18 protein-coding genes and 1 pseudogene are annotated in these 25,678 nt (G+C 60.4%); 16 read left to right on the top strand and 3 right to left on the bottom strand.

The window, feature by feature from the left end:
• Positions 1 to 154 precede the first annotated feature (154 nt).
• From BLQ41_RS03060 to BLQ41_RS03040, 5 genes are all read left to right on the top strand, one after another.
• Positions 155 to 2,605 carry a glycogen/starch/alpha-glucan phosphorylase gene (locus BLQ41_RS03060; protein WP_090176725.1) on the top strand — a complete coding sequence of 817 codons (2,451 nt, stop codon included), beginning with the start codon at positions 155 to 157 and terminating at the stop codon, positions 2,603 to 2,605.
• Between the two features lie 221 nt (positions 2,606 to 2,826).
• Positions 2,827 to 6,414, top strand: coding sequence for a DUF2339 domain-containing protein (locus BLQ41_RS03055; protein WP_090176723.1), 3,588 nt, complete (start codon positions 2,827 to 2,829; stop codon positions 6,412 to 6,414).
• Positions 6,411 to 7,784, top strand: a complete 1,374-nt coding sequence (locus tag BLQ41_RS03050; protein WP_090176720.1) for a DUF3999 domain-containing protein — start codon at positions 6,411 to 6,413, stop codon at positions 7,782 to 7,784. Before BLQ41_RS03055 ends, BLQ41_RS03050 begins: the two co-directional genes overlap by 4 nt.
• A gap of 293 nt (positions 7,785 to 8,077) precedes the next feature.
• Positions 8,078 to 9,088: a class 1 fructose-bisphosphatase gene (locus tag BLQ41_RS03045; protein ID WP_090176717.1), complete on the top strand. Its 1,011-nt coding sequence runs from the start codon at positions 8,078 to 8,080 to the stop codon at positions 9,086 to 9,088.
• Positions 9,089 to 9,091: 3 nt separating this feature from the next.
• Positions 9,092 to 9,694, top strand: a complete 603-nt coding sequence (locus BLQ41_RS03040) for a DUF924 family protein (protein WP_090176715.1) — start codon at positions 9,092 to 9,094, stop codon at positions 9,692 to 9,694.
• A gap of 125 nt (positions 9,695 to 9,819) precedes the next feature.
• Here BLQ41_RS03040 and BLQ41_RS31325 read toward each other — a convergent pair whose 3' ends face one another.
• Both BLQ41_RS31325 and BLQ41_RS31320 read right to left on the bottom strand, forming a co-directional pair.
• The gene (locus tag BLQ41_RS31325; protein ID WP_408003505.1) at positions 9,820 to 10,584 is read right to left on the bottom strand and encodes a methyl-accepting chemotaxis protein; all 765 of its coding nucleotides are present in this window, start codon (positions 10,582 to 10,584) and stop codon (positions 9,820 to 9,822) included.
• Positions 10,585 to 10,677: 93 nt separating this feature from the next.
• Positions 10,678 to 11,700: pseudogene (locus BLQ41_RS31320) on the bottom strand (HAMP domain-containing protein); the annotation flags it as partial.
• A 298-nt stretch (positions 11,701 to 11,998) separates the two neighbouring features.
• On the opposite strand from BLQ41_RS31320, the gene BLQ41_RS03030 reads away from it, so the two are divergent.
• Together BLQ41_RS03030 and BLQ41_RS03025 are read left to right on the top strand one after the other, a co-directional pair.
• On the top strand, positions 11,999 to 12,253 hold the full coding sequence (locus BLQ41_RS03030; RefSeq protein WP_090176709.1) for a hypothetical protein: 255 nt from the start codon (positions 11,999 to 12,001) through the stop codon (positions 12,251 to 12,253).
• Between the two features lie 31 nt (positions 12,254 to 12,284).
• On the top strand, positions 12,285 to 12,854 hold the full coding sequence (locus BLQ41_RS03025; RefSeq protein ID WP_090176705.1) for a lipocalin family protein: 570 nt from the start codon (positions 12,285 to 12,287) through the stop codon (positions 12,852 to 12,854).
• 51 nt (positions 12,855 to 12,905) lie between these two features.
• On the opposite strand, the gene BLQ41_RS03020 is transcribed toward BLQ41_RS03025, so the two are convergent.
• Entirely contained in the window at positions 12,906 to 14,270 is a 1,365-nt protein-coding gene (locus BLQ41_RS03020) for a formimidoylglutamate deiminase (RefSeq protein ID WP_090176702.1), read from the bottom strand.
• Positions 14,271 to 14,416: 146 nt separating this feature from the next.
• On the opposite strand from BLQ41_RS03020, the gene hutC reads away from it, so the two are divergent.
• From hutC to hutH (BLQ41_RS02975), 9 genes are all read left to right on the top strand, one after another.
• Entirely contained in the window at positions 14,417 to 15,127 is a 711-nt protein-coding gene (gene hutC / locus BLQ41_RS03015; RefSeq protein WP_177326944.1) for a histidine utilization repressor, read from the top strand.
• A 10-nt stretch (positions 15,128 to 15,137) separates the two neighbouring features.
• Complete coding sequence (locus tag BLQ41_RS03010) at positions 15,138 to 15,707, top strand: HutD/Ves family protein (RefSeq protein WP_090176695.1); 570 nt, start codon at positions 15,138 to 15,140, stop codon at positions 15,705 to 15,707.
• 463 nt (positions 15,708 to 16,170) lie between these two features.
• Positions 16,171 to 17,859: a urocanate hydratase gene (gene hutU / locus BLQ41_RS03005; protein ID WP_090176693.1), complete on the top strand. Its 1,689-nt coding sequence runs from the start codon at positions 16,171 to 16,173 to the stop codon at positions 17,857 to 17,859.
• Positions 17,860 to 17,986: 127 nt separating this feature from the next.
• Positions 17,987 to 19,459 (top strand): purine-cytosine permease family protein, encoded by a 1,473-nt coding sequence (locus BLQ41_RS03000; RefSeq protein WP_090176690.1) that lies wholly within the window; start codon positions 17,987 to 17,989, stop codon positions 19,457 to 19,459.
• Between the two features lie 69 nt (positions 19,460 to 19,528).
• A complete protein-coding gene (locus BLQ41_RS02995; RefSeq protein ID WP_090176687.1) occupies positions 19,529 to 20,497 on the top strand; it encodes an ABC transporter substrate-binding protein in 969 nt (322 codons plus the stop codon).
• A 70-nt stretch (positions 20,498 to 20,567) separates the two neighbouring features.
• The gene (locus BLQ41_RS02990) at positions 20,568 to 21,419 is read left to right on the top strand and encodes an ABC transporter permease (protein ID WP_090176683.1); all 852 of its coding nucleotides are present in this window, start codon (positions 20,568 to 20,570) and stop codon (positions 21,417 to 21,419) included.
• The gene (locus tag BLQ41_RS02985) at positions 21,416 to 22,246 is read left to right on the top strand and encodes a quaternary amine ABC transporter ATP-binding protein (protein WP_090176680.1); all 831 of its coding nucleotides are present in this window, start codon (positions 21,416 to 21,418) and stop codon (positions 22,244 to 22,246) included. The genes BLQ41_RS02990 and BLQ41_RS02985 overlap by 4 nt, the downstream gene beginning before the upstream one ends.
• A 168-nt stretch (positions 22,247 to 22,414) precedes the next feature.
• Entirely contained in the window at positions 22,415 to 23,938 is a 1,524-nt protein-coding gene (hutH, locus tag BLQ41_RS02980; RefSeq protein WP_090176677.1) for a histidine ammonia-lyase, read from the top strand.
• A 119-nt stretch (positions 23,939 to 24,057) separates the two neighbouring features.
• On the top strand, positions 24,058 to 25,590 hold the full coding sequence (hutH, locus tag BLQ41_RS02975; RefSeq protein ID WP_090176674.1) for a histidine ammonia-lyase: 1,533 nt from the start codon (positions 24,058 to 24,060) through the stop codon (positions 25,588 to 25,590).
• The last annotated feature ends 88 nt before the right edge of the window (positions 25,591 to 25,678 follow it).

Here is a 25,678-nt window from a genome sequence, read left to right as displayed (position 1 = left end):
CGTTAATCCGGCACGGCACCTGCATTGATTAAGGCACATGACAATGTAATGTCGACCTATCTCGCACTATCAGGAAAAACTGCCGAACCAGAGCCCCCGCGGCCGGTCAGACCGTCTAGGCTCAACAACTCCACGCTCGCTCGAGGTCCTATCGATGACTCAAGAACCACTTGTTCGCGAAGCAGAGGTGGCCGCATTCCGCGACGCCGTCTTGACCAAACTCACCTACGCGGTGGGCAAAGACCCGGATCACGCGTTCGACCACGACTGGTTCGAAGCGATTGCATTGGCAGCGCGCGATCACATGGTCGAGCACTGGATGGATCACACCCGGCAGATCTACCGCAAAGGTCAGAAACGGGTTTACTACCTCTCCCTGGAATTTCTCATCGGCCGGCTGCTCTACGACAGCCTGAGCAACCTCGGCCTGCTGGACGTCGCCCGTGAGGCCCTGACCGAACTGGGCGTCGACCTCGAACGCATTCGCCTGCTGGAGCCCGACGCGGCCCTGGGCAACGGCGGCCTCGGTCGTCTGGCGGCGTGCTTCATGGAAAGCATGTCGACCCTGGGCATCGCCGGCCACGGCTATGGCATTCGTTATGAACACGGATTGTTCCGTCAGGCCATCGTCGATGGCTGGCAGCAGGAACAAACCGAACACTGGCTGGATTTCGGTAACCCATGGGAATTCGAACGGCCGGAGGTGGTTTACCCGATCGGTTTTGGCGGCAGTGTCGAAACCGTCACCGACGAAGCTGGCAAGACCAAGCAGGTCTGGACACCGGTGGAAACCGTTCGCGCCATTGCTTACGACACGCCGGTGGTCGGCTGGCGCGGGGCGAGCGTCAATACGCTGCGCCTGTGGCGTGCCCGGGCGATGGAAGATTTGCACCTGGAACGCTTCAACGCCGGTGACCACTTGGGCGCGGTAGCCGAAGTGGCCCGGGCGGAAAGTATCTCGCGCGTCCTCTATCCGGCCGACAGCACTGAAGCCGGCCAGGAACTGCGTCTGCGTCAGGAATACTTCTTCGTCGCTGCGTCCTTGCAGGACTTGCTGCGGCGCCACCGCAACATGCACACCTCGGTGCTGACACTGGGCGATCACGCAGCCATCCAGCTCAACGACACCCACCCCTCGATTGCTGTGGCCGAGCTGATGCGCCAACTCGTTGACGTCTACGACGTCGCGTGGGATGCCGCATGGCAAGTCACCGTCGACACGCTCTCGTACACCAACCACACGTTGCTGCCCGAAGCGCTGGAAACCTGGCCGGTCGGTTTGATGGAGCGGATGCTGCCGCGGCACATGCAGATCATCTACCAGATCAACGCCCAGCACATCGACTCGCTGCGCGCCAAAGGCATTCACGACTTCGACGTGCTGCGCGCGGTGTCGCTGATCGAAGAAGACAATGGCCGCCGCGTGCGCATGGGCAACCTGGCGTTCCTCGGTTCCCACAGCGTCAACGGCGTGTCCGCGCTGCACACGCAGCTGATGCGCAAAACCGTGTTCTCCGAACTGCACAAACTCTATCCGGAGCGGATCAACAACAAGACCAACGGCATCACCTTCCGCCGCTGGCTCTACCAGGCCAACCCCGAGCTGACGTCGATGATGGTCGACGCCCTCGGCCCGGACCTGTTGGACAACGCTGAAGCACGCCTGAAGGAACTGGAGCCGTTCGCCGAGAAAGCTCCGTTCCGCAAAGCCTTCGCCGAGCAGCGGCTGCACAGTAAAAAAGCCTTGGCGTACCTGATTCATGAACGCCTGGGGATTGCGGTCAACCCGGCGGCGATGTTCGACGTGCAGGTCAAACGGATTCACGAATACAAACGTCAGTTGCTCAACCTGATGCATACCGTGGCGTTGTACCAGGCGATTCGCGCCGAGCCGGAAATAGACTGGGTGCCGCGGGTGAAGATCTTCGCCGGCAAGGCCGCCGCCAGTTATCACCAGGCCAAGCTGATCATCAAACTGACCAATGACATTGCTCGTGTAGTGAATAACGACCCGACGGTGCGTGGTTTGCTCAAAGTGGTGTTCCTGCCCAACTACAACGTCAGCCTGGCGGAGAGCATCATTCCGGCGGCGGATTTGTCGGAGCAGATTTCCACCGCGGGCTTTGAAGCATCGGGCACCAGCAACATGAAATTCGGCCTCAACGGCGCGCTGACCATCGGCACCCTCGATGGCGCCAACGTTGAAATGTGTGAGTTCATCGGCGCCGAACACATGTTCATCTTTGGCCTCAGCGCCCAGCAGGTTGAAGCGCGCAAGCAGAACCATGAGTTCAACGCGACGCCGGACATTGCCGCATCACACCGTTTGAACGACGTGCTGCAAGCGATCCGGGGCGGGGTGTTCTCACCAGATGATCCGGCCCGTTACACCGGGTTGATCGATTCGCTGATCGACTACGACCGCTTCCTGGTCTGCGCCGATTTCGATTCCTACTGGGAAGCGCAGATGCGCGTGGAAGCCCATTGGCACGATTCGCAAGCCTGGTGGCGTTCGGCGGTGTTGAACACTTCCCGGATGGGCTGGTTCTCGTCCGACCGGACCATTCGCGAGTACGCCACCGAGATTTGGAAAGCTCTGGAGTAACTTTTAGCAATAATTGCGAGCAAGGCCCGACGGTTGTTGGGCCTGATCGATATACTAAGCACCAGTTTCAGTGAGCGCTGCGCGCTCAATCGCGGGCAAGCCACGCTCCCACAGGACTTCATGGGTCGCAAAATCGACATATGACCTGTGGGAGCGTGGCTTGCCCGCGATGGCGTCAGCGTAGGCGCCACAAGGCAATGGGCCGCTTAGGGATATCGACCATGCAATGGATTTTCATGCTGATTGGGCTGGTGCTGGGCTGGATACTCGACGAGTCGTTCGGCGATGCGCTGTTGGGCGCGCTGCTCGGGTTGGGTATTGGCCAAGCCATACGTATCACTCGCTTGGGGTCACAAACGGCCGAGCAGCGAGCCCTTCTGGAGCAGGCACAGGTTGCGCTCAATGCGGTGCAGCAACGCTTGGCATTGCTCGAAGTGTCAGGCGTCAAGGCGCCTGAGACCAGCGATTCGGTGGTCAGCGAACCCGCCCCGACCCCTGAATTCACACTCGACGAAATCCCTGTCGAGAGCCCGGAGCTGATCTGGGACCTCCCACCCGAACTCCAACCGATCACTGCCGCAGCCACTGAAACCAGTCGCCCGCTGCCAGTCGATGTCTGGAAACCGGAGCCGGTCGCCCGCGAGCCGCAACAACCCGCCATTCCTCGTGGCCCCAATTTTATTGACCGGGCCATCAGCGGCGCCCGTAACTGGCTGTTCGGTGGCAACACCGTGCTGCGGGTTGGCGTGGTGCTGTTGTTTCTCGGCCTGGCCTTCCTGCTGCGTTATGCCACTGAAGGCATGGTGGTGCCGATCGAACTGCGTTACGCCGGGGTGGCAGCGGCTGCGCTGGGCTTGCTCGGGCTGGGCTGGTGGCTGCGCAATCGCAATAATAATTACGCATTGATGCTGCAAGGCACCGGGATTGCCGTGTTGTACCTGACGGTGTTCGCCGCCATGCGTTTGCATCCGCTGCTCGATCCAACGGCAGCCCTGGGCCTGCTGGTGGCGGTGACCGTGTTCTCTGCGATTCTGGCAATCACTCAGGATTCCCTGGCGCTGGCGTGCGTCGCCGCCCTGGGCGGTTTCGCCGCGCCGATCCTGACGTCGACCGGTGCCGGCAACCATGTTGCGCTGTTCAGTTATTTCGCCTTGCTCAATGCCGGCATTCTCGCCATCGCCTGGTTCAAGGCCTGGCGGCTGCTTAACCTGATCGGCTTTGTCGGCACGTTCGGCATCGGTTTCGCCTGGGGGCTGCGCTCCTACACGCCGGAACTGCTGTGGAGCACCGAGCCGTTCCTGATTCTGTTTTTCCTGATGTACCTGGCCATTGGTTTGCTGTTCACCCGGCGCAAGCTGCTGGAAATGAGCGATGCGCCCGAAGACGACAGCCGCGAGGCACTTCTGCGCTGGTCGGCAGCTAAAGGCGATTACGTCGACGCAACGATGTTGTTCGGCCCGCCGCTGGTGGGCTTCGGTCTGCAATTCGCGCTGGTTCAACATCTGGAATTTGCCGCGGCGTTCAGCGCATTGGCGTTAGGCATGATCTACATGGGGCTCGCTCGTCTGCTGATGGGCGGACGGGCGTTGTTGCTCGCGGAAACCTGTCTGGCGCTGGGCGTGATCTTCGCCAGCCTGGCGATTCCGCTGGGGCTCGACGCTCGCTGGACAGCCGCCGCTTGGGCTGTAGAAGGCGCGGGAATTTTCTGGCTCGGCCTGCGTCAGCAACGACCGCTGGCCCGGGCGTTTGCCTTGCTGCTGCAACTCGGTTCCGCGCTGGCGTTTCTCAGTGAGCTGCGCACGGGCGAAAGCAGCCTGCTCGACGGCGCTCCCCTGGGTGCGTTGATGCTCGGTGCGGCGTTGCTGTTCAGCTTCTACCAATTGCGCAAAGCCTTGCCCGAGCAGACGTCGGACTGGGAACGCAAAGGACTGCCGGTGCTGGCGTGCCTCGGTCTGACATTCCTCTATTTGCTGGCGCCGTTGTTCTTCTTCACCCAAGGCACTGCGATCAGTTGGGCACTGGCGGGCCTGGCGACCTTGTTTGTCGGCCTGCGCCTGCAATCGCGCACGTTCCTGTTCACCGCGTTCGCCGTACAGTTGCTCGGCGGTGCGTTGTTCCTGCTGCGATTGCAGGGCGCTGGCAGTGAGTCTGGCGCCGTGTTCAGCGCGGGCTGGAGCGGTTTGCTCAGCGCGTCCCTGATCGGCCTGGCACTGATCGCCGGCATGTTGCTCGCCGCGCGAGACGACATGGTGCGCAACGACGCTCGACTGTTGCGTGGCTTGTCGGTGGTGTTGCTGGCCGGTCTGGTGCTGATCAATCTGGCCGTGCTGTTCGTGCTGCCCTGGCAAACCGCGAGTGCGGTGTGGGCGGCCAGTGGTTTGTTCATCATTTGGCTCAGTCTGTACCTCAAGCAGCGGGTGAGTTTTGTCTTCGGCCTGTTGTTGCAGGTCATCGGTGGCGCGGCGTTTCTGCTGGCCGGACCGGACCTGCTCGGACCGCTGGCCAGCGAAGGTCTGAGGCCGCTGGCGCACAGCGGTTTCTGGACGCCGTTGGTGTTGGGCCTGGCCGCGTTGATCGGGGCCTGGCGCTTGCAGCTCGGCAATCATGGCTCGGCGTTCGATGCGCTGAGCTTGCAGCGATTATCTGAAGTGTTGCTGGTATGGGGCGCAGGTTGGTGGGCGCTGGCGTGGATCAGCGAAGTGTTGCGTTTTGCGCCGTTCAATCTGCAAGCGACGTTGTTGCTGGCGGTCGCGGCCGTGAGCGTGGCGCTATGGGCGGCGTTGGCATTGCGCCTGAAATGGCCGTCCCTAGGCCTGCTCTGCACCTTGCTGATACCCGCCGCCGCGCTTGTATTGCTCGCCGCGTGGCATTCGCGTTATCACCCGGCCGCCGATTTTGGCTGGCTGGTGTGGACGGCCGTGTTCGCTGTGCATTTCGTCTCACTGCGACGTTTGGCGCCAATGCTGCCGGCGCGCGCACTGAGCACCGCCCATGTGCTCGGAGCCTGGCTGTTGATCGGCGTGCTGGCGCTGGAGCTGCGTTACGGTTTACTGCTGTTGTCCGAGCAGTACAACGCCTGGCGCTGGCTGGGTTGGGCGATCCTGCCGAGCCTGTATCTGGTGCTGATGGCTGCGCCGCGCAATTGGCCGTGGCCGGTGTCGACGTATGCCCGCGAATACCGTGTCTACGCTGCGGCACCACTGGCATTGCTGATGCTTGTCTGGTTCTGGCTGGCGAACATCGCCAGTGACGGTACCGCTGAGCCGCTGCCCTATGTGCCGCTGATCAACCCGTTGGAGCTGGGCCTGCTGTTTGCGCTGTTCGGCGTTTATGTCTGGTCCCGTAGCGCCGTAGCGCAACTGGCGATTCGCAAGGACTACGCCGAAAAGGCCGCGCAACTGATCGCCGGTGTCTCGCTGTTCGCCTTCTTTACCGCGCTGGTGATGCGCACCGCTCACCATTGGGGCGGCGTGCCGTTTGAGCTGGATGCCTTGCTCGAATCGATGCTGGTGCAGGCCGGTCTGTCGATCGTCTGGACCCTGATGGCGCTGGGCTTGATGATCGGCGGCCATCTGCGTCATCGCCGCGAAGTCTGGCTGATCGGCGCCGCGCTGATCGGCGTGGTCGTGGCCAAACTGTTCTTTGTCGAACTGAGCAACCGCGGCGGCCTGGCGCGGATCGTGTCGTTTATCGGCGTCGGCGTCTTGCTGTTGGTAGTGGGCTATTTCGCTCCGCTGCCGCCCAAGCGCGCCGAGGCTATACCGGATGCTGAAAAACCGGCCCCGCAAACCGAAGGAGTGTCGTCTTGAGTCAGAAGCTGAACCTGGGCTGGTTGGGCGCTGTTGCGCTGGGTGTGGCGCTGTCGGCCAACGCCCAGGAAAAACCGGCGGACTTCGCCACGCAAGTGCCGTTGTCGGTGAGCGGCGAGGGGCCGTGGTATCGCCTTGAATTGCCCTTGGCCGTGCAGCTGAATGCGCGGCAAACGGATCTCAGCGATGTTCGCGTGTTCAACGCCGCCGGCGAGGCCCAGGCCTACGCCTTGGCTCGTGAAATAGCGTCAACCCGCGAGAGCCGCGCACTGACCGATGTGAAATGGTTCCCGCTGTACAACACGGCGGATGCCACGGAGCGCGCGCCGGGCATACGCGTGCAATCGAACGCGAACGGCACGTTGGTCGAAGTACAGCCCTCCACTGAGCTGGAGGCGGGCGAGGAAGTGCTGCGTGGCTGGTTGCTCGACGCCAGCGGCATAAAGGCGCCGTTGCAGCAGCTGGTCCTTGACTGGACCAGCGAGCGCGATGGCTTCCAGCGTTTCAGCATCGAGGCCAGCGACGACTTGCAGCATTGGCAGTCGTGGGGCGAAGGGCAGGTGGCGCGCCTGACGTTTGCCGACGAACGGGTCGAGCAACATGAGGTGGGCCTTCCGGGGCAATCGGCGCGGTATCTGCGCTTGCTGTGGAATTCATCGCAATCGGCGCCGACGCTGACATCGGCACAACTGGAAAGCGCCAGCACCCGCAGCGTGCCGTTGCCGTTGGTCTGGTCGCAACCGTTGGCCGGCAGCAGCGTGAAGAGCGGTGAATACACCTGGCTATTGCCGATGGGGCTGAATGTCGAGCGCGTGCAGGTCGAATTGAGTCAGCCCAACAGCCTGGCGCCGGTGACGTTATCCGGGCGGCGCGAGAGCAGCCTGCCGTGGCAGTCCCTGAGCAGCGGGTTACTCTATCGCCTGAACCAGAATGGCCAGGACGTGGTGCAGAACGAATTGCAGCTGTCGGGGCAAACCGTGCAGCAACTGAAGCTGGTCGTGGACGAACGCGGCGGTGGCTTTGGCGCACAAGCGCCGACGTTGAAGTTTGCCGTACGCTCTACGCAGGTGGTGTTCCTGGCCCGTGGCGCCGGGCCTTACACGCTGGCGCTGGGCAATGCGACGGCGAAGGCCGCGAACCTGCCGTTGTCGACGCTGGTTCCCGATTACAGCGCCGCGAAGTTTGCCGCGTTGGGCAAGGCTTCGGTCGAAGGTGCGGCAGTGGTGAGCAGCACCTCCACGGTGACAGCGGCAGCGACGACTGACACCAACTGGAAGAAATTCGGGTTATGGGCGGTGTTGTTGCTGAGCGTTTTGTTCCTGGCGGCGATGGCGTTCAGCTTGCTGCGCAAGCCACCTGTCAAACCCTGAGGATTGCTGGTGCTACGCACCAGATCGCGGGCAAGCCCGCTCCCACAGGTGATCGCGTTGTATCAGCAATACGCGATCAAATGTGGGAGCGGGCTTGCCCGCGAAGACTGACTGTCAGCCAAAGAAAAACGCGGAATTGCCACAATTCGTCCAATCACATCTCCCCCGTTTCGAACTACGCTCAACCGGGCGCATGAACTCTATTGGGCGGATCACGTCTGATAGGAGGAAATGCGCCTCGACTCGCGTTAAACTGCGCGGGTTTTTAGCCCCCAATTCCACCGGAGCCTTCCATGTCCCGCGTTACCCTGAGTCGCTATTTGATTGAGCAGACCCGTAGCAACAACACCCCTGCCGATCTGCGTTTCCTGATCGAAGTGGTGGCGCGTGCTTGCAAGGAAATCAGCCACGCCGTGTCCAAAGGCGCCCTGGGCGGTGTTCTGGGCAGCATGGGCACTGAAAACGTCCAAGGCGAAGTGCAGAAGAAGCTTGATGTGATGTCCAACGACATCCTGCTCGAAGCCAACGAATGGGGCGGTCACCTGGCCGGCATGGCGTCCGAAGAAATGGACAATGCCTACCAGATTCCGGGCAAATACCCGAAAGGCGCCTACCTGCTGGTATTCGACCCACTGGACGGTTCGTCGAACATCGACATCAACGCGCCGGTCGGAACAATCTTCTCGGTACTGCGTTGCCCGAATGAATACCTGACCCAGAACGAGCCTTTGAACGAAAAGGCCTTCCTGCAGCCAGGCACTCAGCAGGTTGCCGCCGGTTATGCGATTTACGGTCCACAGACCATGCTGGTGCTGACCCTGGGCAATGGCGTGAAAGGCTTCACCCTCGACCGTGAAATGGGCAGCTTCGTGCTGACCCATGAAGACATCACGATCCCGGAATCCACCCAGGAATTCGCGATCAACTCGTCCAACCAGCGTCACTGGGAAGCTCCAGTACAGCGCTACGTCAGCGAATTGCTGGCTGGCGATGAAGGTCCACTGAAAAAGAACTACAACATGCGCTGGGTCGCCGCGATGGTCGCCGACGTGCACCGTATCCTGACCCGTGGCGGTCTGTTCATGTACCCACGCGACAGCCGTGAGCCATCGAAGCCGGGCAAACTGCGGTTGATGTACGAAGCCAACCCGATGTCGTTCCTGGTTGAGCAGGCGGGCGGCGCGTCCACCGACGGCCATCAGCGCATCCTCGACATCAAGCCTGACGGCTTGCACCAGCGTGTCGCGGTGTTCCTCGGTTCGAAAGAAGAAGTCGCACGCGTCACGGCTTACCACAAGGAATAAGCCATGACCGTGCCCTGGCAGCCGTTGCTCGACTGGTGGTTCGGAAACTTCGAATCCCCCAGCGAGATAGCGGCGCAGAAGGGCAGGTTATGGTTCGGCAAGCGCGATAGCCAGGACCTCGAAGCGCGCGAGCGTTTCGGGGACTGGGTCGAGCAGGCACTGGCCGGCGGTTTGACTGACTGGGCGCAACGCCCCGAAGGTTGGCTGGCCCTGGTGCTGCTGCTCGATCAACTTCCGCGCATGATCTATCGCGACACTCCCAAATCGTTCTCTGGTGATCTACGGGCCCAAAAGCTGGTGGCGCAAGGCATTGCTGCGGATTTCGATCGCCAGTTGCGGCCGATTCAGCGGGTGTTTATCTACCTGGTGTTTGAGCATTGCGAGAATCTGGCGGTGCAGAACGAGGCTATCTCGCGCTACATCGACCTGGTTGCGCAGCAGCCGGAGGCCGATCAGGCGCTGTTTACCGATTACCTGAGCTATGCCGAGAAGCATCAGCAGGTGATTGCTCGGTTCGGGCGATTTCCGCACAGGAATGCGGTGTTGGGAAGGGAGTCTACGGCAGAGGAAATCGAGTTTCTTTCAGGGCCTGGGTCAAGGTTCTAATCGATCGTTCCCACGCTCTGCGTGGGAATGCAACCCGGGACGCTCCGCGTCCCTTCCAGAGCCGAACGCGGAGCGTCCATTGAGGCATTCCCACGCAGAGCATGGGAACGATCAGTGACTGGCTGTCAGATCCGGAAACTACCGACCAACTGCTTAAGACGCGACGCCTGCTGCTCAAGATCCGAGCAAGCCCGCAAGGTCGCCTGCAGGTTCTCCACGCCTTCCTGGTTCAGCGTGTTGATCTCGGTGATGTCGACGTTGATCGACTCCACTACAGCCGTCTGCTCTTCGGTTGCGGTGGCCACCGACTGGTTCATTCCGTCGATCTCGCCAATGCGCTGAGTCACGCTGCTCAGGCGCTCGCCCGCCTGATTGGCAATGCCAACGCTGCTTTCACTCTGACGCTGGCTGTCGGTCATGGTGCTGACCGCCTCGCGGGCGCCGACTTGCAGTTCCTCGATCATCTTCTGCACTTGCTGCGCCGAATCCTGAGTGCGGTGGGCGAGGTTGCGCACTTCATCCGCCACCACGGCAAAACCACGGCCGGCTTCACCGGCGCGGGCCGCTTCGATAGCGGCGTTCAATGCCAGCAGGTTGGTCTGCTGCGAGATGCTGGTGATCACTTCCAGAATCTGCCCGATGTTCACGGTGTTGCTGTTGAGCGTTTCGATGTTGCCGCACGAATCGCTGATCTTCGCCGAGAGCTGCTGCATCGCCGCGATAGTCTTATCCACCACTTGCTGGCCATCTTCGGCCAATTCGCGGGCGTCGCTCGAATGCTGGGAGGCGAGGGCGGCGTTCTGGGCGATTTCCTGAGCCGCGGCGCCCAGCTCGTTGATGGCGGCTGCCACGCTGCTGGTGCGCGAAGCTTGTTGATCGGAGTTGAACATCGACGAGTTCGACGCAGCCACCACGCGCAGCGCGACTTCGTTAACCTGACCGGTGGCCGAGGCGACTTCGCGGATCGAGGTGTGAATACGCTCCACAAAGCGGTTGAACGACATACCCAGCGCACCGAATTCATCGTGGCCATGGATGGTCAGGCGCTTGGTCAGGTCGCCTTCACCCTCGGCGATGTCATGCATGGCGCGACCCATGGTCAGCAGCGGCTGCATCAGGAAACTGATCAGCATGCCCAGCAGCGCGATGATGATGACCACGGCAATGACCATGGCGATGATCGCTGAGGTGCGGAACTCGCTGAGCATCGAGAATGCAGTGTCTTGATCCAGCACCAGTGCCACGTACCAGTCCGCTGACGGTACACCGTTGACGTGGGTGAAGGAGATGAATTGAGTCTTGCCGTCGAGTTCGACTTCTTTCATGCCCGGGCTGACGTTCGGCGCGCCGTTCGGGTAGGCCTCGGCGAGGGTTTTGAGCACCAGTTTGCTGTCCGGGTGGATCAGGATCTTGCCGTCGGCGCTGACGATAAACGCATGACCGTGACCGCCGAAGTTCAGCGAGTTGATGATCGCGCTGACGCTGGACAGGTCGATATCCGCACCGGCAACACCGATCATCTGACCCTGATGCTGCACCGGAGTGGCCACGGTGATCACCAGTTTGCCGGAGGACGCGGCGATGTAGGGCTCGGTGACGATGGTCTGTTGCGCGCTGTTGGCGGCCTTGTACCAGCCGCGGGCGCGGGGATCGTAATCCGCGGCGCGATTGCCGGTCGGGACCGAGAACATCACACCGTCAGTGCCACCGAAATAGCTGAGCTGGAAGTTGCTGGTGTAGGCCGGCAAGTCGATGGCGCGTTTGAGATTGGCTTGGGCACTACCGTCCACGGCGATCTGCTGGGACAGCGATTGCAGTAACTGAATACGGCTTTCGAGCCAGGTCTTGATGTTGCTGGTGGTCAGGCTGCCGAGTTCCTGCATCGAAGATTCGGTGCTGCTGCGCAGGGTCTGGCGCTGGCGGTAGTCGTTGAACAAGATGAAGCAGGCGAACGCAACGGCGACCACGAGGGCGGCTGCCAGCAGGATCTTGTGGCTGAATTTCATGTTTCTGGTCATTGAGTGCACTACCGCGGAGGGACTGGTCAGCGAGGGGGCGTCAATTTGCCACACTAGGGGGCTTGGCGCTGCTTCTGTGTCGACTGGCCAGCGCCAAAGATTAGGCGTCTTTTTGTGAAAGCCGACGAAATACTCAATAGCCCGGGAAAGTGGCTGAATTTTCGGAAAAACAGGCAGACGAGTGGCCCGTTAAATAGCCGGGCGATTGGGGAACCAGATGGGGGTTTTCTCTTCTAAGCTTCTGCTTGGCAGCCGTGCCAATCCCCTACGTACCAGGAGTTTCACCATGTCGCTGCGATCTATCGCCTTGCTCTCGTTCTGCGTGCTGTTGGCAGCTTGCAGCAAGATCAATCAGGAAAACTACTCGAAGCTGTCGGCCGGCATGCCCAAGGCAGAAGTTGAAGCCTTGCTGGGTAAAGCCACTGATTGCTCGGGCGCGCTCGGCATGTCCAGTTGCACCTGGGGTGACAAGAACAGCTTTATCAGCGTGCAGTACGCCGGTGACAAAGTGCTGATGTTTTCTGGCCAAGGCCTGAAGTAAACCGGGGCAATACGCCCACGGGAGAAAAATAATGAAGCGTTTATTGATCCTGCTTTTTGCCGGCCTGGTATTGGCCGGCTGCGCCACTTCTGGCGAAAACCCTTTGGCGCCGAAGACCGCCAACAGCGTCAATCTCAAGAAATACCAGGGCACCTGGTACGAGTTGGCCCGCCTGCCGATGTATTTTCAGCGCAATTGCGCGCAATCCGAAGCCCACTACACGCTCAAGCCTGATGGCAACATCCAGGTGTTGAATCGCTGCCTGACGGCGGACTGGCAGTGGGAAGAGGCCAAGGGCACGGCTTATCCACAGGTGCCGGGCAAGACCGACAAGTTGTGGGTCGAGTTCGATACCTGGTTCTCGCGATTGCTGCCCGGCGTGGCGAAGGGGGAATACTGGGTGTTGTACGTCAGCGACGATTACAAGACTGCCATCGTCGGAGACCCAAGCCGTAAGTATCTGTGGCTGTTGTCCCGCACGCAGACGGTTGATGGTGTAGTGCGTGAAGAGCTGCTGAGCAAGGCGCGTCAGCAGGGTTACGACACGACGCGATTGATCTGGCGCGCATCGGACAAGCAGATGGCCAAGACCTCTAACTGACGACACTGCATGATCGTTCCCACGCGGAGCGTGGGAACGATCAGTTTAGAATCAGCCCAACAGTTCGCGCAGGACTTGGGTGAAGGCGCGATTGCTTTCCTCTTCCCCGGCATGACGCCCATCCCGCACAACCCACTGACCATTGACCAGCACGTCGCGAACCTGACGATCGCCGCCGGCAAACAACCAACGATTGAGAATCCCGTCGCCACTGGCGGTTGCCAGGTACGGATCGTTGCCATCCAGCACCAGCCAATCCGCACGCTTGCCCACTTGCAGCGCGCCAATCGGTTGCCCCAGTGCCTGAGCGCCGCCATCCAGCGCCGCGTCAAACAGTGTGCGGCCGACCATCGGCTGGTCAGCGCCATACAAGCGGTTGCGCCGCTGATCGCGCAGACGCTGGCCATATTCCAGCCAGCGCAATTCTTCGACCACGCTCAATGACACATGGCTGTCGGAACCAATGCCCATGCGCCCGCCCTGAGCGAGGAAGTCCACCGCCGGGAAAATCCCGTCGCCAAGGTTGGCTTCGGTGGTCAGGCACAGGCCGGCGATGGCGCGACTCTTGGCCATCAGCGTGACTTCTTCCGGGTTGGCATGAGTTGCGTGGACCAGGCACCAGCGCTGATCGACTTTGGTGTTTTCGTACAGCCATTGCAACGGACGGCGACCGCTCCAGCTCAGGCAGTCATCGACTTCCTTCTGCTGTTCGGCGATGTGAATGTGCACCGGGCATTGCTTGTCGCTGGCAGCCAGCACTTCGCTGATCTGCTGCGGTGTGACCGCGCGCAACGAGTGGAAACACAGACCCAGCGATTGCGCCGGTTGCTGCGCCAGGATCGGTTGCAAACGCGTCTGCAGCTTGAGGTAGTTTTCGGTGCTGTTGATAAAGCGCCGCTGGCCATCGTTCGGGGCCTGGCCGCCGAAACCGGAGTGGCTGTAAAGCACGGGCAGAAGGGTCAAACCGATACCGGCGGAACTCGCGGCCTGGCTGATGCGCAGCGCCAGTTCGGCCGGATCTGCGTAAGGCTGGCCGTTGATGTCGTGGTGCACGTAATGAAATTCCGCAACCGAGGTGTAACCGGCCTTGAGCATTTCGATGTACAGCTGACGGGCGATCACGCCGAGTTGGTCCGGGCTGATTTTTCCGACGAGGCGATACATCAAATCGCGCCAGGTCCAGAAACTGTCGTTCGGATTGCCCGCCACTTCGGCCAGCCCGGCCATCGCTCGCTGGAACGCGTGCGAGTGCAGATTGGGCATGCCCGGCAGCAGCGGACCGCTTAGCCGTTCTGCGCCATCTGCATGAGAATCGGCCTGGATTTGAGTCAAAACGCCGTCGGCGCTGACTTCAAGACGTACATTGTTGGCCCATCCACTAGGCAGCAGCGCGCGTTCGGCAAAGAAGGCGGACATGGTTCAGCACCCCATCGTGTGTTATTTGTATATACATATACAGACGTTTGCCTGCTCGGTAAACTCCGGCAAGCTAGCAACCTCTACCAAATGAACAAGGATTAACCGTGCCGACTCCGCCCCCAGTGTCACCGTTGGCCGCGAACATGGGCGACAGTCCGGCGCCCTTGTACGCCCGCGTCAAACAGATGATCACCCAGCAAATCGACAGTGGAAACTGGCCGCCGCACTACCGCGTTCCGTCGGAAAGTGAGCTGGTAAACCAGCTGGGTTTCAGTCGCATGACCATCAACCGCGCTTTGCGTGAGATGACCGCCGACGGTCTGTTGGTGCGCATGCAGGGTGTCGGCACCTTCGTCGCCGAGCCGAAAAGCCAGTCCGCGCTGTTTGAAGTGCACAACATCGCCGACGAAATCGCCTCCCGCGGCCATCGCCACACGTGCAAGGTGATCACCCTCGAAGAAGAGGCTGCCGGCTCGGAGCGCGCACTGGCCCTGGACATGCGCGAAGGCCAGAAGGTGTTCCATTCACTGATCGTGCATTTCGAAAACGACATCCCGGTGCAAATCGAGGACCGTTTCGTCAATGCGCTGGTGGCGCCGGACTACCTCAAGCAGGATTTCACCCTGCAAACGCCCTACGCCTACCTGAACCAGGTCGCACCGCTGACCGAGGGCGAGCACGTGGTCGAGGCGATTCTGGCCGAGGCGTCCGAATGCAAGTTGCTGCAGATTGAAAAGGGCGAGCCGTGCCTGCTGATTCGCCGTCGCACCTGGTCCGGCCGTCAGCCAGTGACCGCCGCCCGTTTGATCCACCCCGGTTCCCGTCATCGCCTGGAAGGTCGGTTTCATAAATAGAGAGCCATAAATGAATGTAACGAAGGTTCTACGCGCAAAAGACTACCCACGCATGCCGTGGAAAAACGGCGGTGGCAGCACCGAAGAAATCACCCGTGATGCAGGCACTGGCCTGGAAGGGTTCGGCTGGCGCCTGTCGATTGCCGATATTGGCGAGTCGGGCGGGTTTTCCACATTCGCCGGTTACGAGCGAGTGATTACCGTGCTGCAAGGCGAGGGCATGACCTTGCGCGTTGATGGCCAGGACACGCGACCGTTGTTACCGCTGGACCCGTTTGCCTTCAGCGGTGAGAGCCAGGTCTCCTGCACGTTGCTCGGCGGGGCAATTCGCGATTTCAATCTGATCTACGCGCCGCAGCGCTACAACGCGCGGTTGCAATGGCTGGACGGCGAGCAGCGGTTTTTCAGTTCGGCGGGGACGGTGTTGGTGTTCAGCGTCACCGAGCTGCTTGAAGTGAAGGCCGGTAACAGTGACGAAAAACTGGGGCGTCACGATTGCCTGCAACTTGACGGTAATGCTGGCCTGCTGGAAGTCTCCACTAGCGGCCCGTGCTGTGTGATTGAACTGACTGCACGCTGATCCAGAACTCAAGCGACACTATCGCGGGCAATCCCGCTCCCACAGGATCTTCACTGGACCTGTGGGAGCGGGCTTGCCCGCGATGCTTTTCGTTGCCGTGAATCCGTTCCCCAATGCGCACCAACTTGTTACCGAACGCCCCAGCGTGGCGCAAAACCACGCTTAAGTAACAGCCGCCACACTCCCACGCCCGACCCGGCACATCCCCACCGAAAAATATCATCTGCGTCAAAACCCTTGATCTAAAGGGTTTACAGCCCTTTGCGCCATTTTTCTTGAACACCCATCCAGCAAGTTGGCCGCTTGATTGCATATGCTTGTATGTACAAGTAAAGACGTATGCGTATGAGTCGATCGAGACTCTCCGCAGCGTCCACTGATTCGCTTGTGACGCGTTAACGCGCACAGGCTGGCTTGCCCACCGCCAGGGTTGGTTTGAATTGATCGCTGAGGAGTCTTTTTCGTGACTGACAATACCCAGAAACCTACGAAGTACCGCAACGTAGAAATCCGTGCCGCACGCGGTAACAAGCTGACCGCCAAGAGCTGGCTGACTGAAGCGCCGCTGCGCATGTTGATGAACAACCTCGACCCGGAAGTTGCCGAGAACCCTAAAGAACTGGTGGTTTACGGTGGTATCGGTCGTGCGGCGCGTAACTGGGAATGCTACGACAAGATCGTCGAAAGCCTGACCAACCTGAACGACGACGAGACCCTGCTGGTGCAATCCGGCAAGCCGGTCGGCGTGTTCAAGACCCACACCAATGCCCCACGCGTACTGATCGCCAACTCCAACCTGGTGCCACACTGGGCCAGCTGGGAACACTTCAACGAACTGGACGCCAAAGGCCTGGCCATGTACGGCCAGATGACCGCCGGCAGCTGGATCTACATCGGCAGCCAGGGCATCGTCCAGGGCACCTACGAAACCTTCGTCGAAGCCGGTCGCCAGCACTACAACGATGACCTGAAAGGTCGTTGGGTTCTGACCGCAGGCCTGGGCGGCATGGGCGGCGCTCAACCACTGGCTGCAACCCTGGCCGGCGCTTGCTCGCTGAACATCGAATGCCAGCAGGTCAGCATCGATTTCCGCCTCAACAGCCGCTATGTCGATGAACAGGCTACCGACCTCGACGACGCACTGGCTCGCATCGCCAAATACACTAAAGAAGGCAAAGCGATTTCCATCGCGCTGCTGGGCAACGCGGCTGAAATCCTGCCGGAACTGGTCAAGCGCGGCGTGCGCCCGGACATGGTCACCGACCAGACCAGCGCCCACGACCCGCTCAACGGTTACCTGCCGGCTGGCTGGACCTGGGAAGAGTACCGCGCTCGTGCCAAGACCGAGCCTGCTGCCGTGGTCAAAGCCGCCAAGCAATCGATGGCTGTGCACGTCAAGGCGATGCTCGAATTCCAGAAAATGGGCATTCCGACCTTCGACTACGGCAACAACATCCGTCAGATGGCTCAGGAAGAAGGCGTGGAAAACGCTTTCGACTTCCCAGGCTTCGTACCGGCTTACATCCGTCCACTGTTCTGCCGTGGCATCGGCCCGTTCCGTTGGGCTGCACTGTCGGGCAACGCTGAAGACATCTACAAAACCGACGCCAAAGTCAAAGAGCTGATCCCGGACGACGCCCACCTGCACAACTGGCTGGACATGGCTCGCGAGCGCATCAGCTTCCAGGGTCTGCCGGCGCGTATCTGCTGGGTTGGCCTGGGTCTGCGCGCCAAGCTCGGCCTGGCGTTCAACGAAATGGTGCGCAGCGGTGAATTGTCCGCGCCAATCGTTATCGGCCGCGACCACCTGGACTCCGGTTCGGTAGCCAGCCCGAACCGCGAGACCGAGTCGATGCAGGACGGTTCCGACGCTGTGTCCGACTGGCCTCTGCTCAACGCCCTGCTCAATACCGCGAGCGGCGCGACCTGGGTTTCCCTGCACCACGGCGGCGGCGTCGGCATGGGCTTCTCCCAGCACTCGGGCATGGTGATTGTCTGCGACGGTACTGACGAAGCGGCTGAGCGTATCGCTCGCGTGCTGCACAACGACCCGGCCACCGGTGTCATGCGTCACGCCGATGCGGGCTACCAGATCGCGATCGACTGCGCCAAGGAACAAGGCCTGAACCTGCCGATGATTACCGGCAAATAACGCCGAACCCTGTAGGAGCTGCCGTAGGCTGCGATCTTTTGATCTTGAAATGATCGCAGCCTCGTTTCACTCGACAGCTCCTACACGGATCACACCAACACCGACAACAATCCACAGAGGTTGAATCATGGCTGTTAACAGCGATCGTGCAAGCAACAAACCGTTGATCGAGAAACGCTCGATCGACTACATCCCGGAAGCGGAAAGACACGGTCGTCTGTTGAGCCAGTTCACCCTGTGGATGGGTGCCAACCTGCAAATCACCGCGATTGTCACCGGGGCCCTGGCCGTCGTGCTGGGCGGTGATGTGTTCTGGTCGCTGATCGGTTTGCTGATCGGCCAACTGCTCGGCGGCGGTGTGATGGCGTTGCATGCGGCGCAAGGGCCCAAGCTTGGCCTGCCGCAGATGATCTCCAGCCGGGTGCAGTTCGGCGTGTATGGCGCGGCTATCCCGATCGTACTGGTGTGTTTGATGTACCTCGGTTTCACTGCAACGGGAACCGTACTTTCCGGTCAGGCGCTGGGCCAGTTGTTTGGTGTCAGCGATAGCGTCGGCATCCTGATTTTCGCCAGTGTCATCGTGCTGGTCACGGTGCTCGGTTATCGGGTGATCCATTGGATCGGCCGTGTTGCCAGTGTCATTGGCGTGATTGCCTTCGTTTATCTGTTCAGCCGTCTGATGAGCCAGGTTGATGTTGGCGCACTGTTGCAAATCCGCCACTTCAGCTGGAGCACTTTCCTGCTGACGGTGTCGCTTGCAGCGTCCTGGCAGATCGCCTTCGGTCCTTACGTGGCTGACTACTCTCGCTACCTGCCGAGCAAGACTTCCTCGGTGAAAACTTTTTTTGCCGCAGGCGCAGGTTCGGTCATTGGTGCGCAGGTAGCGATGGTCCTCGGCGTGTTCGCTGCCGCATCGGCCAACGGCCAATTCGCCGGCCACGAAGTGGCCTATATCGTAGGTTTGGGCGGTACCGGTGCCACCGCTGCGCTGCTGTATTTCAGCATCGCGTTCGGCAAGGTCACCATCTCCACGCTGAACTCCTACGGCAGCTTCATGTGCATTGCGACCGTCATCAGCGGTTTCCGTGGTGATCTGAAAGTGTCGCGCCTGCAGCGTCTGGCCTTCGTGCTGGTCATCGTAGGTGCTGCGACACTGATGGCGTTGCTCGGTCAGCACTCGTTCCTCGGTGCGTTCAAGTCCTTCATCCTGTTCCTGCTGGCGTTTTTCACGCCATGGAGCGCGATCAACCTGGTGGACTACTACTGCATCACTCGCGAGCGCTATGACGTGCCGGCGCTGGCCAATCCGAACGGTCGCTATGGCCGTTGGAATATCCTCGGTATCAGCGTCTATGTGTTCGGTGTGCTGGTACAGCTGCCGTTCATCTCTACCAAGTTCTATACCGGCCCGCTGGTGGCGGCCCTGGGCGATGTGGATATTTCCTGGATCATCGGCCTGGTGCTTCCCGCAGCCGTGTATTACGTGTGCGCAAAAAAATGGCACAGCGCCGTACCCGATCGCTTGATCCTGCCGATCGAGCAGGACAGCGTCATTGCACCAAAAACAAGTGGGGCTGGCCGCGCTGCTGCGCAGGCCTGATTGGACGTAGACAGGGCTGGATGCCTCTTGACTGCCGTAAGCCAATTAATGATTAGGAGCGTCACAACAATGAAATCGAACAAGACCCTGCTGACCACACTGCTTTCCATGGGCCTGTTGGCCAGTGCCGGCGCCACTCAGGCTGCCGGTTGGTGCGAGTCGGGCAAACCGGTGAAATTTGCCGGTCTGAACTGGGAAAGCGCGATGCTGCTGACCGACGTGTTGCAAGTCGTCCTGGAAAAAGGCTACGACTGCAAGACCGACAGCCTGCCGGGCAACTCCATCACCATGGAAAACGCCCTGAGCAGCAATGACATTCAAGTATTTGCCGAAGAGTGGGTCGGGCGCAGCGAAGTCTGGAACAAGGCCGAGAAGGCCGGCAAAGTCGTCGGCGTCGGTGCTCCTGTCGTTGGCGCGGTCGAAGGCTGGTACGTGCCGCGCTACGTGATTGAAGGCGACGCCAAGCGCAAGCTGGAAGCCAAGGCACCCGACCTGAAAAACATTGCCGATCTGGGCAAATACTCAGCGATTTTCAAGGACGCCGAAGAACCATCCAAAGGCCGTTTCTACAACTGCCCGGCAGGCTGGACCTGTGAGCTGGACAATAGCGAGATGCTGAAAAGCTACGGCCTGGAAAGCACCTACACCAACTTCCGCCCAGGCACCGGCCCGGCGCTGGATGCGGCCGTGCTGTCGAGCTACAAGCGTGGCGAGCCGATCCTGTTCTACTACTGGTCGCCAACCCCGCTGATGGGCCAGATCGATGCAGTGAAACTCGAAGAAAAACCAGGCGTGAACAAAACCGTGGATATCAAGGTCGGCCTGTCCAAGACTTTCCACGAACAAGCCCCGGAACTGGTGGCCGTACTGGAAAAGGTCAACGTGCCCATCGACATCCTGAACCAGAACCTTGGGCGCATGACCAAAGAGCGGATCGAGTCGCCAAAACTGGCCAAGATCTTCTTGAAGGAACATCCTGAAGTCTGGCACGCGTGGGTAAGCGAAGACGCAGCCAAAAAGATCGACGCGGCCTTGTAGGTTGAGCCTCTGCGACTGCCGTCAGCGGCAGTCGCACGCTGAATCGCAACCCCTTGATTGAGAGTCTCTTATGTTTCCCGAAAGATTTACCTTTTCCATCGCCGACTGGGTCAACGGTTGGGTCGATTCGCTGGTCACCAACTATGGCGATGTGTTCCGGCACATCTCCGACACCCTGTTGTGGGCCATCGTCAATCTTGAAGGTTTGCTGCGTGCAGCGCCCTGGTGGCTGATGCTGGCAATCGTGGCAGGCGTTGCCTGGCACGCCACTCGCAAAGTCGTGACCACCGCCGTAATCGTCGGCCTGCTGTTTTTGGTGGGTGCGGTCGGCCTCTGGGACAAGCTGATGCAGACCCTGGCGCTGATGATGGTGGCGACGGTCATATCGGTGCTGATCGGCATTCCGCTGGGCATCCTCTCTGCACGCAGCAATCGCCTGCGTTCGGTGCTGATGCCGTTGCTGGACATCATGCAGACCATGCCGAGCTTCGTGTACCTGATCCCGGTGCTGATGCTGTTCGGCCTGGGCAAGGTCCCGGCGATTTTCGCCACGGTGATCTACGCTGCTCCACCGCTGATTCGCCTGACCGACCTGGGTATTCGCCAGGTTGACGGTGAAGTGATGGAAGCGATCAACGCGTTCGGTGCCAACCGTTGGCAGCAACTGTTCGGCGTGCAATTGCCGCTGGCCCTGCCGAGCATCATGGCCGGGATCAACCAGACCACCATGATGGCCCTGTCGATGGTCGTCATCGCCTCGATGATCGGTGCCCGTGGCTTGGGCGAAGACGTACTGGTGGGGATTCAGACCCTCAACGTCGGACGTGGCCTTGAAGCCGGTCTGGCGATCGTGATTCTGGCAGTGGTGATCGACCGCATTACTCAGGCGTATGGTCGGCCACGGCATGAGGTGAGCAAATGAACAACCAAGCCATCAGCAAAATCGAAGTCAAAAACGTCTTCAAGATCTTCGGAAACCGTTCCAAGGAAGCGCTGGGCATGATTGGCCAGGGCAAGACCAAGGATCAGGTGCTGGCCGAAACCGGCTGCGTGGTCGGCGTGAACGACCTGTCGCTGAGCATCGGTACCGGTGAGATCTTCGTGATCATGGGCCTGTCCGGTTCGGGTAAATCGACCCTGGTGCGCCACTTCAACCGCCTGATCGACCCGACCAGCGGCGCGATCCTGGTGGACGGCGTGGACATCCTGCAATACGACATGGACGCCCTGCGCGAATTTCGCCGGCACAAGATCAGCATGGTGTTCCAGAGCTTCGGCCTGCTGCCACACAAGACCGTGGTGGATAACGTTGCCTATGGCTTGAAAGTGCGTGGCGAGAGCAAGCAAATGTGCTCCGAGCGCGCGCTGCACTGGATTAACACCGTGGGCCTCAAGGGCTACGAAAACAAATACCCGCATCAGCTCTCGGGCGGCATGCGTCAGCGTGTGGGCCTGGCCCGTGCCCTGGCGGCGGACACCGATATCATCCTGATGGATGAAGCGTTCAGTGCCCTCGACCCGCTGATTCGCGCCGAGATGCAGGACCAGTTGCTGGAGCTGCAAAAGACCCTGCACAAGACCATCGTCTTCATCACCCACGACCTCGACGAGGCCGTACGCATCGGCAATCGCATTGCGATCCTCAAGGACGGGCGCCTGATTCAGGTCGGCACCCCACGAGAGATTCTGCATTCGCCAGCGGATGAGTATGTCGATCGGTTCGTGCAGCGTCGGGCTGCGGTGGTTTAAGAATTTGCGGTGATCGGGCGGGCCTTATCGCGGGCAAGCCCGCTCCCACAAGGATCGGCGGTGTATCACCGATTGGGTGTACACCCCAAATCAATGTGGGAGCGGGCTTGCTCGCGATGGGGCCGGTGAAGCTGCATCAATATTCAAGTTGTACGCACGAGGTCAATGATGTCCCAGGCTGAAAAAATCGTTATCGCCGACGCCCCGTTGCGTTGGCAGGATGTGGTGGCCGTTGCCCGTCATGGCGCACAGCTTGAGCTGTCGACCCAGGCCTGGGCGCGGATCGATAATGCGCAGGCCATTGTCCAGCGCATCGTCGTCAGCGGCGAGCGTGCCTATGGTGTCAACACCGGCCTCGGTGCCTTGTGCAACGTCTCGCTCAAGGACGAACAACTCAGCCAACTGTCGCGCAATACCCTGCTCAGTCACGCCTGTGGCGTCGGTGCTCCACTGGCCGATGAGCAGACCCGCGCAATCATGTGTGCGGCGATCCGCAATTACAGTCACGGCAAATCCGGCATTCATCGTCGGGTGGTCGAAGCCCTGTTGGCGTTGCTCAACCGTGGCATCACCCCGCAAGTGCCGTCTCAGGGCTCGGTGGGTTACCTGACCCACATGGCCCACATCAGCATCGCCTTGCTGGGTGTCGGTAATGTCAGCTATCGCGGACAAATCGTTTCTGCGCAACAAGCCCTGGCTGAAGAAGGTCTGCAACCGGTTCAGCTCGGCGCCAAAGATGGCCTGTGCCTGGTCAACGGAACACCGTGCATGACTGGCCTTAGCTGCCTGGCACTGGCCGACGCCACGCGTCTGGTGCAGTGGGCCGACGTGATTGGCGCCATGAGTTTTGAGGCCCAGCGCGGTCAGATCGCGGCGTTCGATGCCGAGATCATTGCGCTCAAGCCGCATCCGGGCATGCAGCAAGTCGGGATCAATTTGCGCGCGCTGCTCGATGGCAGTGAAGTGATTGCAACAAGCAAAGGCATCCGCACACAGGATGCGCTGAGCATTCGTTCGATCCCGCAGGTTCACGGTGCCGCTCGCGATCAGCTTGCGCACGCGACCCAACAGATCGAAACCGAACTCAACAGCTGCACCGACAACCCTTTGCTGCTGGGCACGCCGGACAACTTCCGCGTCATGTCCCAGGCCAACCCGCATGGCCAATCGGTCGCGCTGGCAGCGGACCTGCTGGCGATTGCCATGGCTGAAATCGGCTCCATCGCCGAACGCCGCCTCGACCGCTTGATCAACCCTCATGTCAGCGGTTTGCCGGCGTTCCTGGTGGCCAATCCGGGGGTTAACTCCGGGATGATGATCGTCCAGTATGTAGCCGCGTCTCTGTGCGCAGAAAACCGCCAGTTGGCGCAACCGGCCGTGCTCGACAACTACGTCACCTCAGGCCTGCAAGAAGATCACTTGAGCCTGGGCACCAACGCCGCGCTGAAGCTGCATCGCGCGCTGGAAAACTGCACGCAGATCCTCGCCATCGAGTACCTGTTGGCGGCCCAGGCGTTTGAATTCCTCAAAGAACAACGCTTCGGCGCGGGTACCGATGCCGCGTGGCGTCTGTTGCGCGAGCGAGTTCCGGCCTACGACCAGGACCGCTGGCTGGCGCCCGATATCGCTGCTGCTGCCAGCGTGTTGAAAGACCCGATTTTGTTGCACAAGGCATTACCGAACCTGAACTGAAATCCACAACACCAGCGTGCCAAGGCGCCAGCCCCTCTCAAAAAGATGGGAAGCGACGGACAACGGACATCTCCGGAGCGTCTGGTTAGTTAATAAAAAGCTCTCAAAAGGAGAATGATGTGACTGCGCTTAATTTGATTCCCGGCCAACTGAGCCTTGCCCAACTGCGTGATGTTTATCAGCGCCCGGTCAAAATCACCCTCGACAACAGCGCCTCGGCCCAGATCGAAGCCAGCGTTGCCTGCGTGGAACAGATCCTCGCCGAAAACCGCACCGCCTACGGCATCAACACCGGTTTCGGCCTGCTGGCCTCGACCCGCATCGCCAGCGAAGACCTGGAAAACCTGCAGCGCTCCCTGGTGCTGTCCCACGCCGCCGGTGTTGGCGAGCCAATCAGTGACGCCCTGGTGCGCCTGGTCATGGTGCTCAAGGTCAACAGCCTGAGCCGTGGTTTCTCCGGCATTCGTCGTGTGGTGATCGACGCGCTGATCGCGTTGATCAACGCCGAGGTTTACCCGCACATTCCTTTGAAAGGTTCGGTCGGTGCATCCGGTGACCTGGCGCCTTTGGCGCACATGTCGCTGGTGCTGCTGGGCGAAGGCAAGGCTCGCTACAAGGGCGAATGGATGGAAGCGACCGAAGCGCTGAAAGTCGCCGGCCTGACACCCCTGACCCTGGCCGCGAAAGAAGGCCTGGCGCTGCTCAACGGCACTCAAGTGTCGACCGCTTACGCGCTGCGTGGCCTGTTCGAAGGCGAAGACCTGTTCGCCGGCGCCGTGGCTATTGGTGCCCTGACGGTTGAAGCGGTACTGGGTTCGCGTTCGCCGTTCGACGCGCGCATCCATGCTGCCCGTGGCCAGAAAGGCCAGATTGACGCCGCTGCTGCTTATCGCGATTTGCTGGGCGAGCGCAGTGAAGTGTCCGACTCGCACCAGAACTGCGAAAAGGTCCAGGACCCGTACTCCCTGCGCTGCCAGCCGCAAGTCATGGGCGCCTGCCTGACCCAGTTCCGCCAGGCCGCCGAAGTGCTGGCGGTGGAAGCCAACGCCGTTTCCGATAACCCGCTGGTATTCGCCGCTGAAGGCGACGTGATCTCCGGCGGTAACTTCCACGCCGAACCAGTGGCCATGGCTGCTGACAACATGGCGCTGGCCATCGCTGAAATCGGTTCCCTGAGCGAGCGCCGCATCTCGCTGATGATGGACAAGCACATGTCGCAACTGCCGCCGTTCCTGGTAGCCAATGGCGGCGTGAACTCCGGCTTCATGATCGCCCAGGTGACGGCGGCGGCATTGGCCAGCGAAAACAAGGCCCTATCCCATCCGCATTCGGTGGACAGCTTGCCGACTTCGGCGAACCAGGAAGACCACGTGTCGATGGCGCCAGCCGCCGGCAAGCGTTTGTGGGAAATGGCCGAAAACACTCGCGGCGTTCTCGCGGTGGAGTGGTTGGCAGCCGTTCAGGGTCTGGATCTGCGTGAAGGTCTCAAGACCTCGGCGAAACTGGAAAAGGCTCGCGGGATTCTGCGTAACGAAGTGCCGTTCTATGAGAAGGACCGGTTCTTTGCGCCGGACATCAATGCGGCGACCGAATTGCTGGCCACGCGTTGCCTGAATGATTTGGTTTCGGTGAAGTTGCTGCCGAGCCTTTAAGGGCCTCATCGCGGGCAAGCCCGCTCCCACATTGACGGTGAAAATCCTGTGGGAGCGGGCTTGCCCGCGATTCGATTTTGAACATTGT

Origin of the sequence: Pseudomonas arsenicoxydans, from assembly GCF_900103875.1 — a bacterium.
Lineage (GTDB): Bacteria > Pseudomonadota > Gammaproteobacteria > Pseudomonadales > Pseudomonadaceae > Aquipseudomonas > Aquipseudomonas arsenicoxydans.
This window is presented reverse-complemented; position numbering and strand designations above follow the sequence as displayed.

Bases quoted from the DNA above. Each gene is read 5' to 3' on its own strand.
- hutH (WP_090176677.1), top strand. From the start codon at position 22,415: ATGTCCCAGGCTGAAAAAATCGTTATCGCCGACGCCCCGTTGCGTTGG.
- BLQ41_RS02990 (WP_090176683.1), top strand. From the start codon at position 20,568: ATGTTTCCCGAAAGATTTACCTTTTCCATCGCCGACTGGGTCAACGGT.
- BLQ41_RS03055 (WP_090176723.1), top strand. From the start codon at position 2,827: ATGCAATGGATTTTCATGCTGATTGGGCTGGTGCTGGGCTGGATACTC.
- BLQ41_RS31325 (WP_408003505.1), bottom strand. From the start codon at position 10,584: ATGTTCAACTCCGATCAACAAGCTTCGCGCACCAGCAGCGTGGCAGCC.
- BLQ41_RS02995 (WP_090176687.1), top strand. From the start codon at position 19,529: ATGAAATCGAACAAGACCCTGCTGACCACACTGCTTTCCATGGGCCTG.
- BLQ41_RS03030 (WP_090176709.1), top strand. From the start codon at position 11,999: ATGTCGCTGCGATCTATCGCCTTGCTCTCGTTCTGCGTGCTGTTGGCA.
- BLQ41_RS03010 (WP_090176695.1), top strand. From the start codon at position 15,138: ATGAATGTAACGAAGGTTCTACGCGCAAAAGACTACCCACGCATGCCG.
- BLQ41_RS03045 (WP_090176717.1), top strand. From the start codon at position 8,078: ATGTCCCGCGTTACCCTGAGTCGCTATTTGATTGAGCAGACCCGTAGC.
- BLQ41_RS03060 (WP_090176725.1), top strand. From the start codon at position 155: ATGACTCAAGAACCACTTGTTCGCGAAGCAGAGGTGGCCGCATTCCGC.
- BLQ41_RS03040 (WP_090176715.1), top strand. From the start codon at position 9,092: ATGACCGTGCCCTGGCAGCCGTTGCTCGACTGGTGGTTCGGAAACTTC.
- BLQ41_RS03025 (WP_090176705.1), top strand. From the start codon at position 12,285: ATGAAGCGTTTATTGATCCTGCTTTTTGCCGGCCTGGTATTGGCCGGC.
- hutC (WP_177326944.1), top strand. From the start codon at position 14,417: ATGGGCGACAGTCCGGCGCCCTTGTACGCCCGCGTCAAACAGATGATC.
- BLQ41_RS02985 (WP_090176680.1), top strand. From the start codon at position 21,416: ATGAACAACCAAGCCATCAGCAAAATCGAAGTCAAAAACGTCTTCAAG.
- BLQ41_RS03020 (WP_090176702.1), bottom strand. From the start codon at position 14,270: ATGTCCGCCTTCTTTGCCGAACGCGCGCTGCTGCCTAGTGGATGGGCC.
- BLQ41_RS03000 (WP_090176690.1), top strand. From the start codon at position 17,987: ATGGCTGTTAACAGCGATCGTGCAAGCAACAAACCGTTGATCGAGAAA.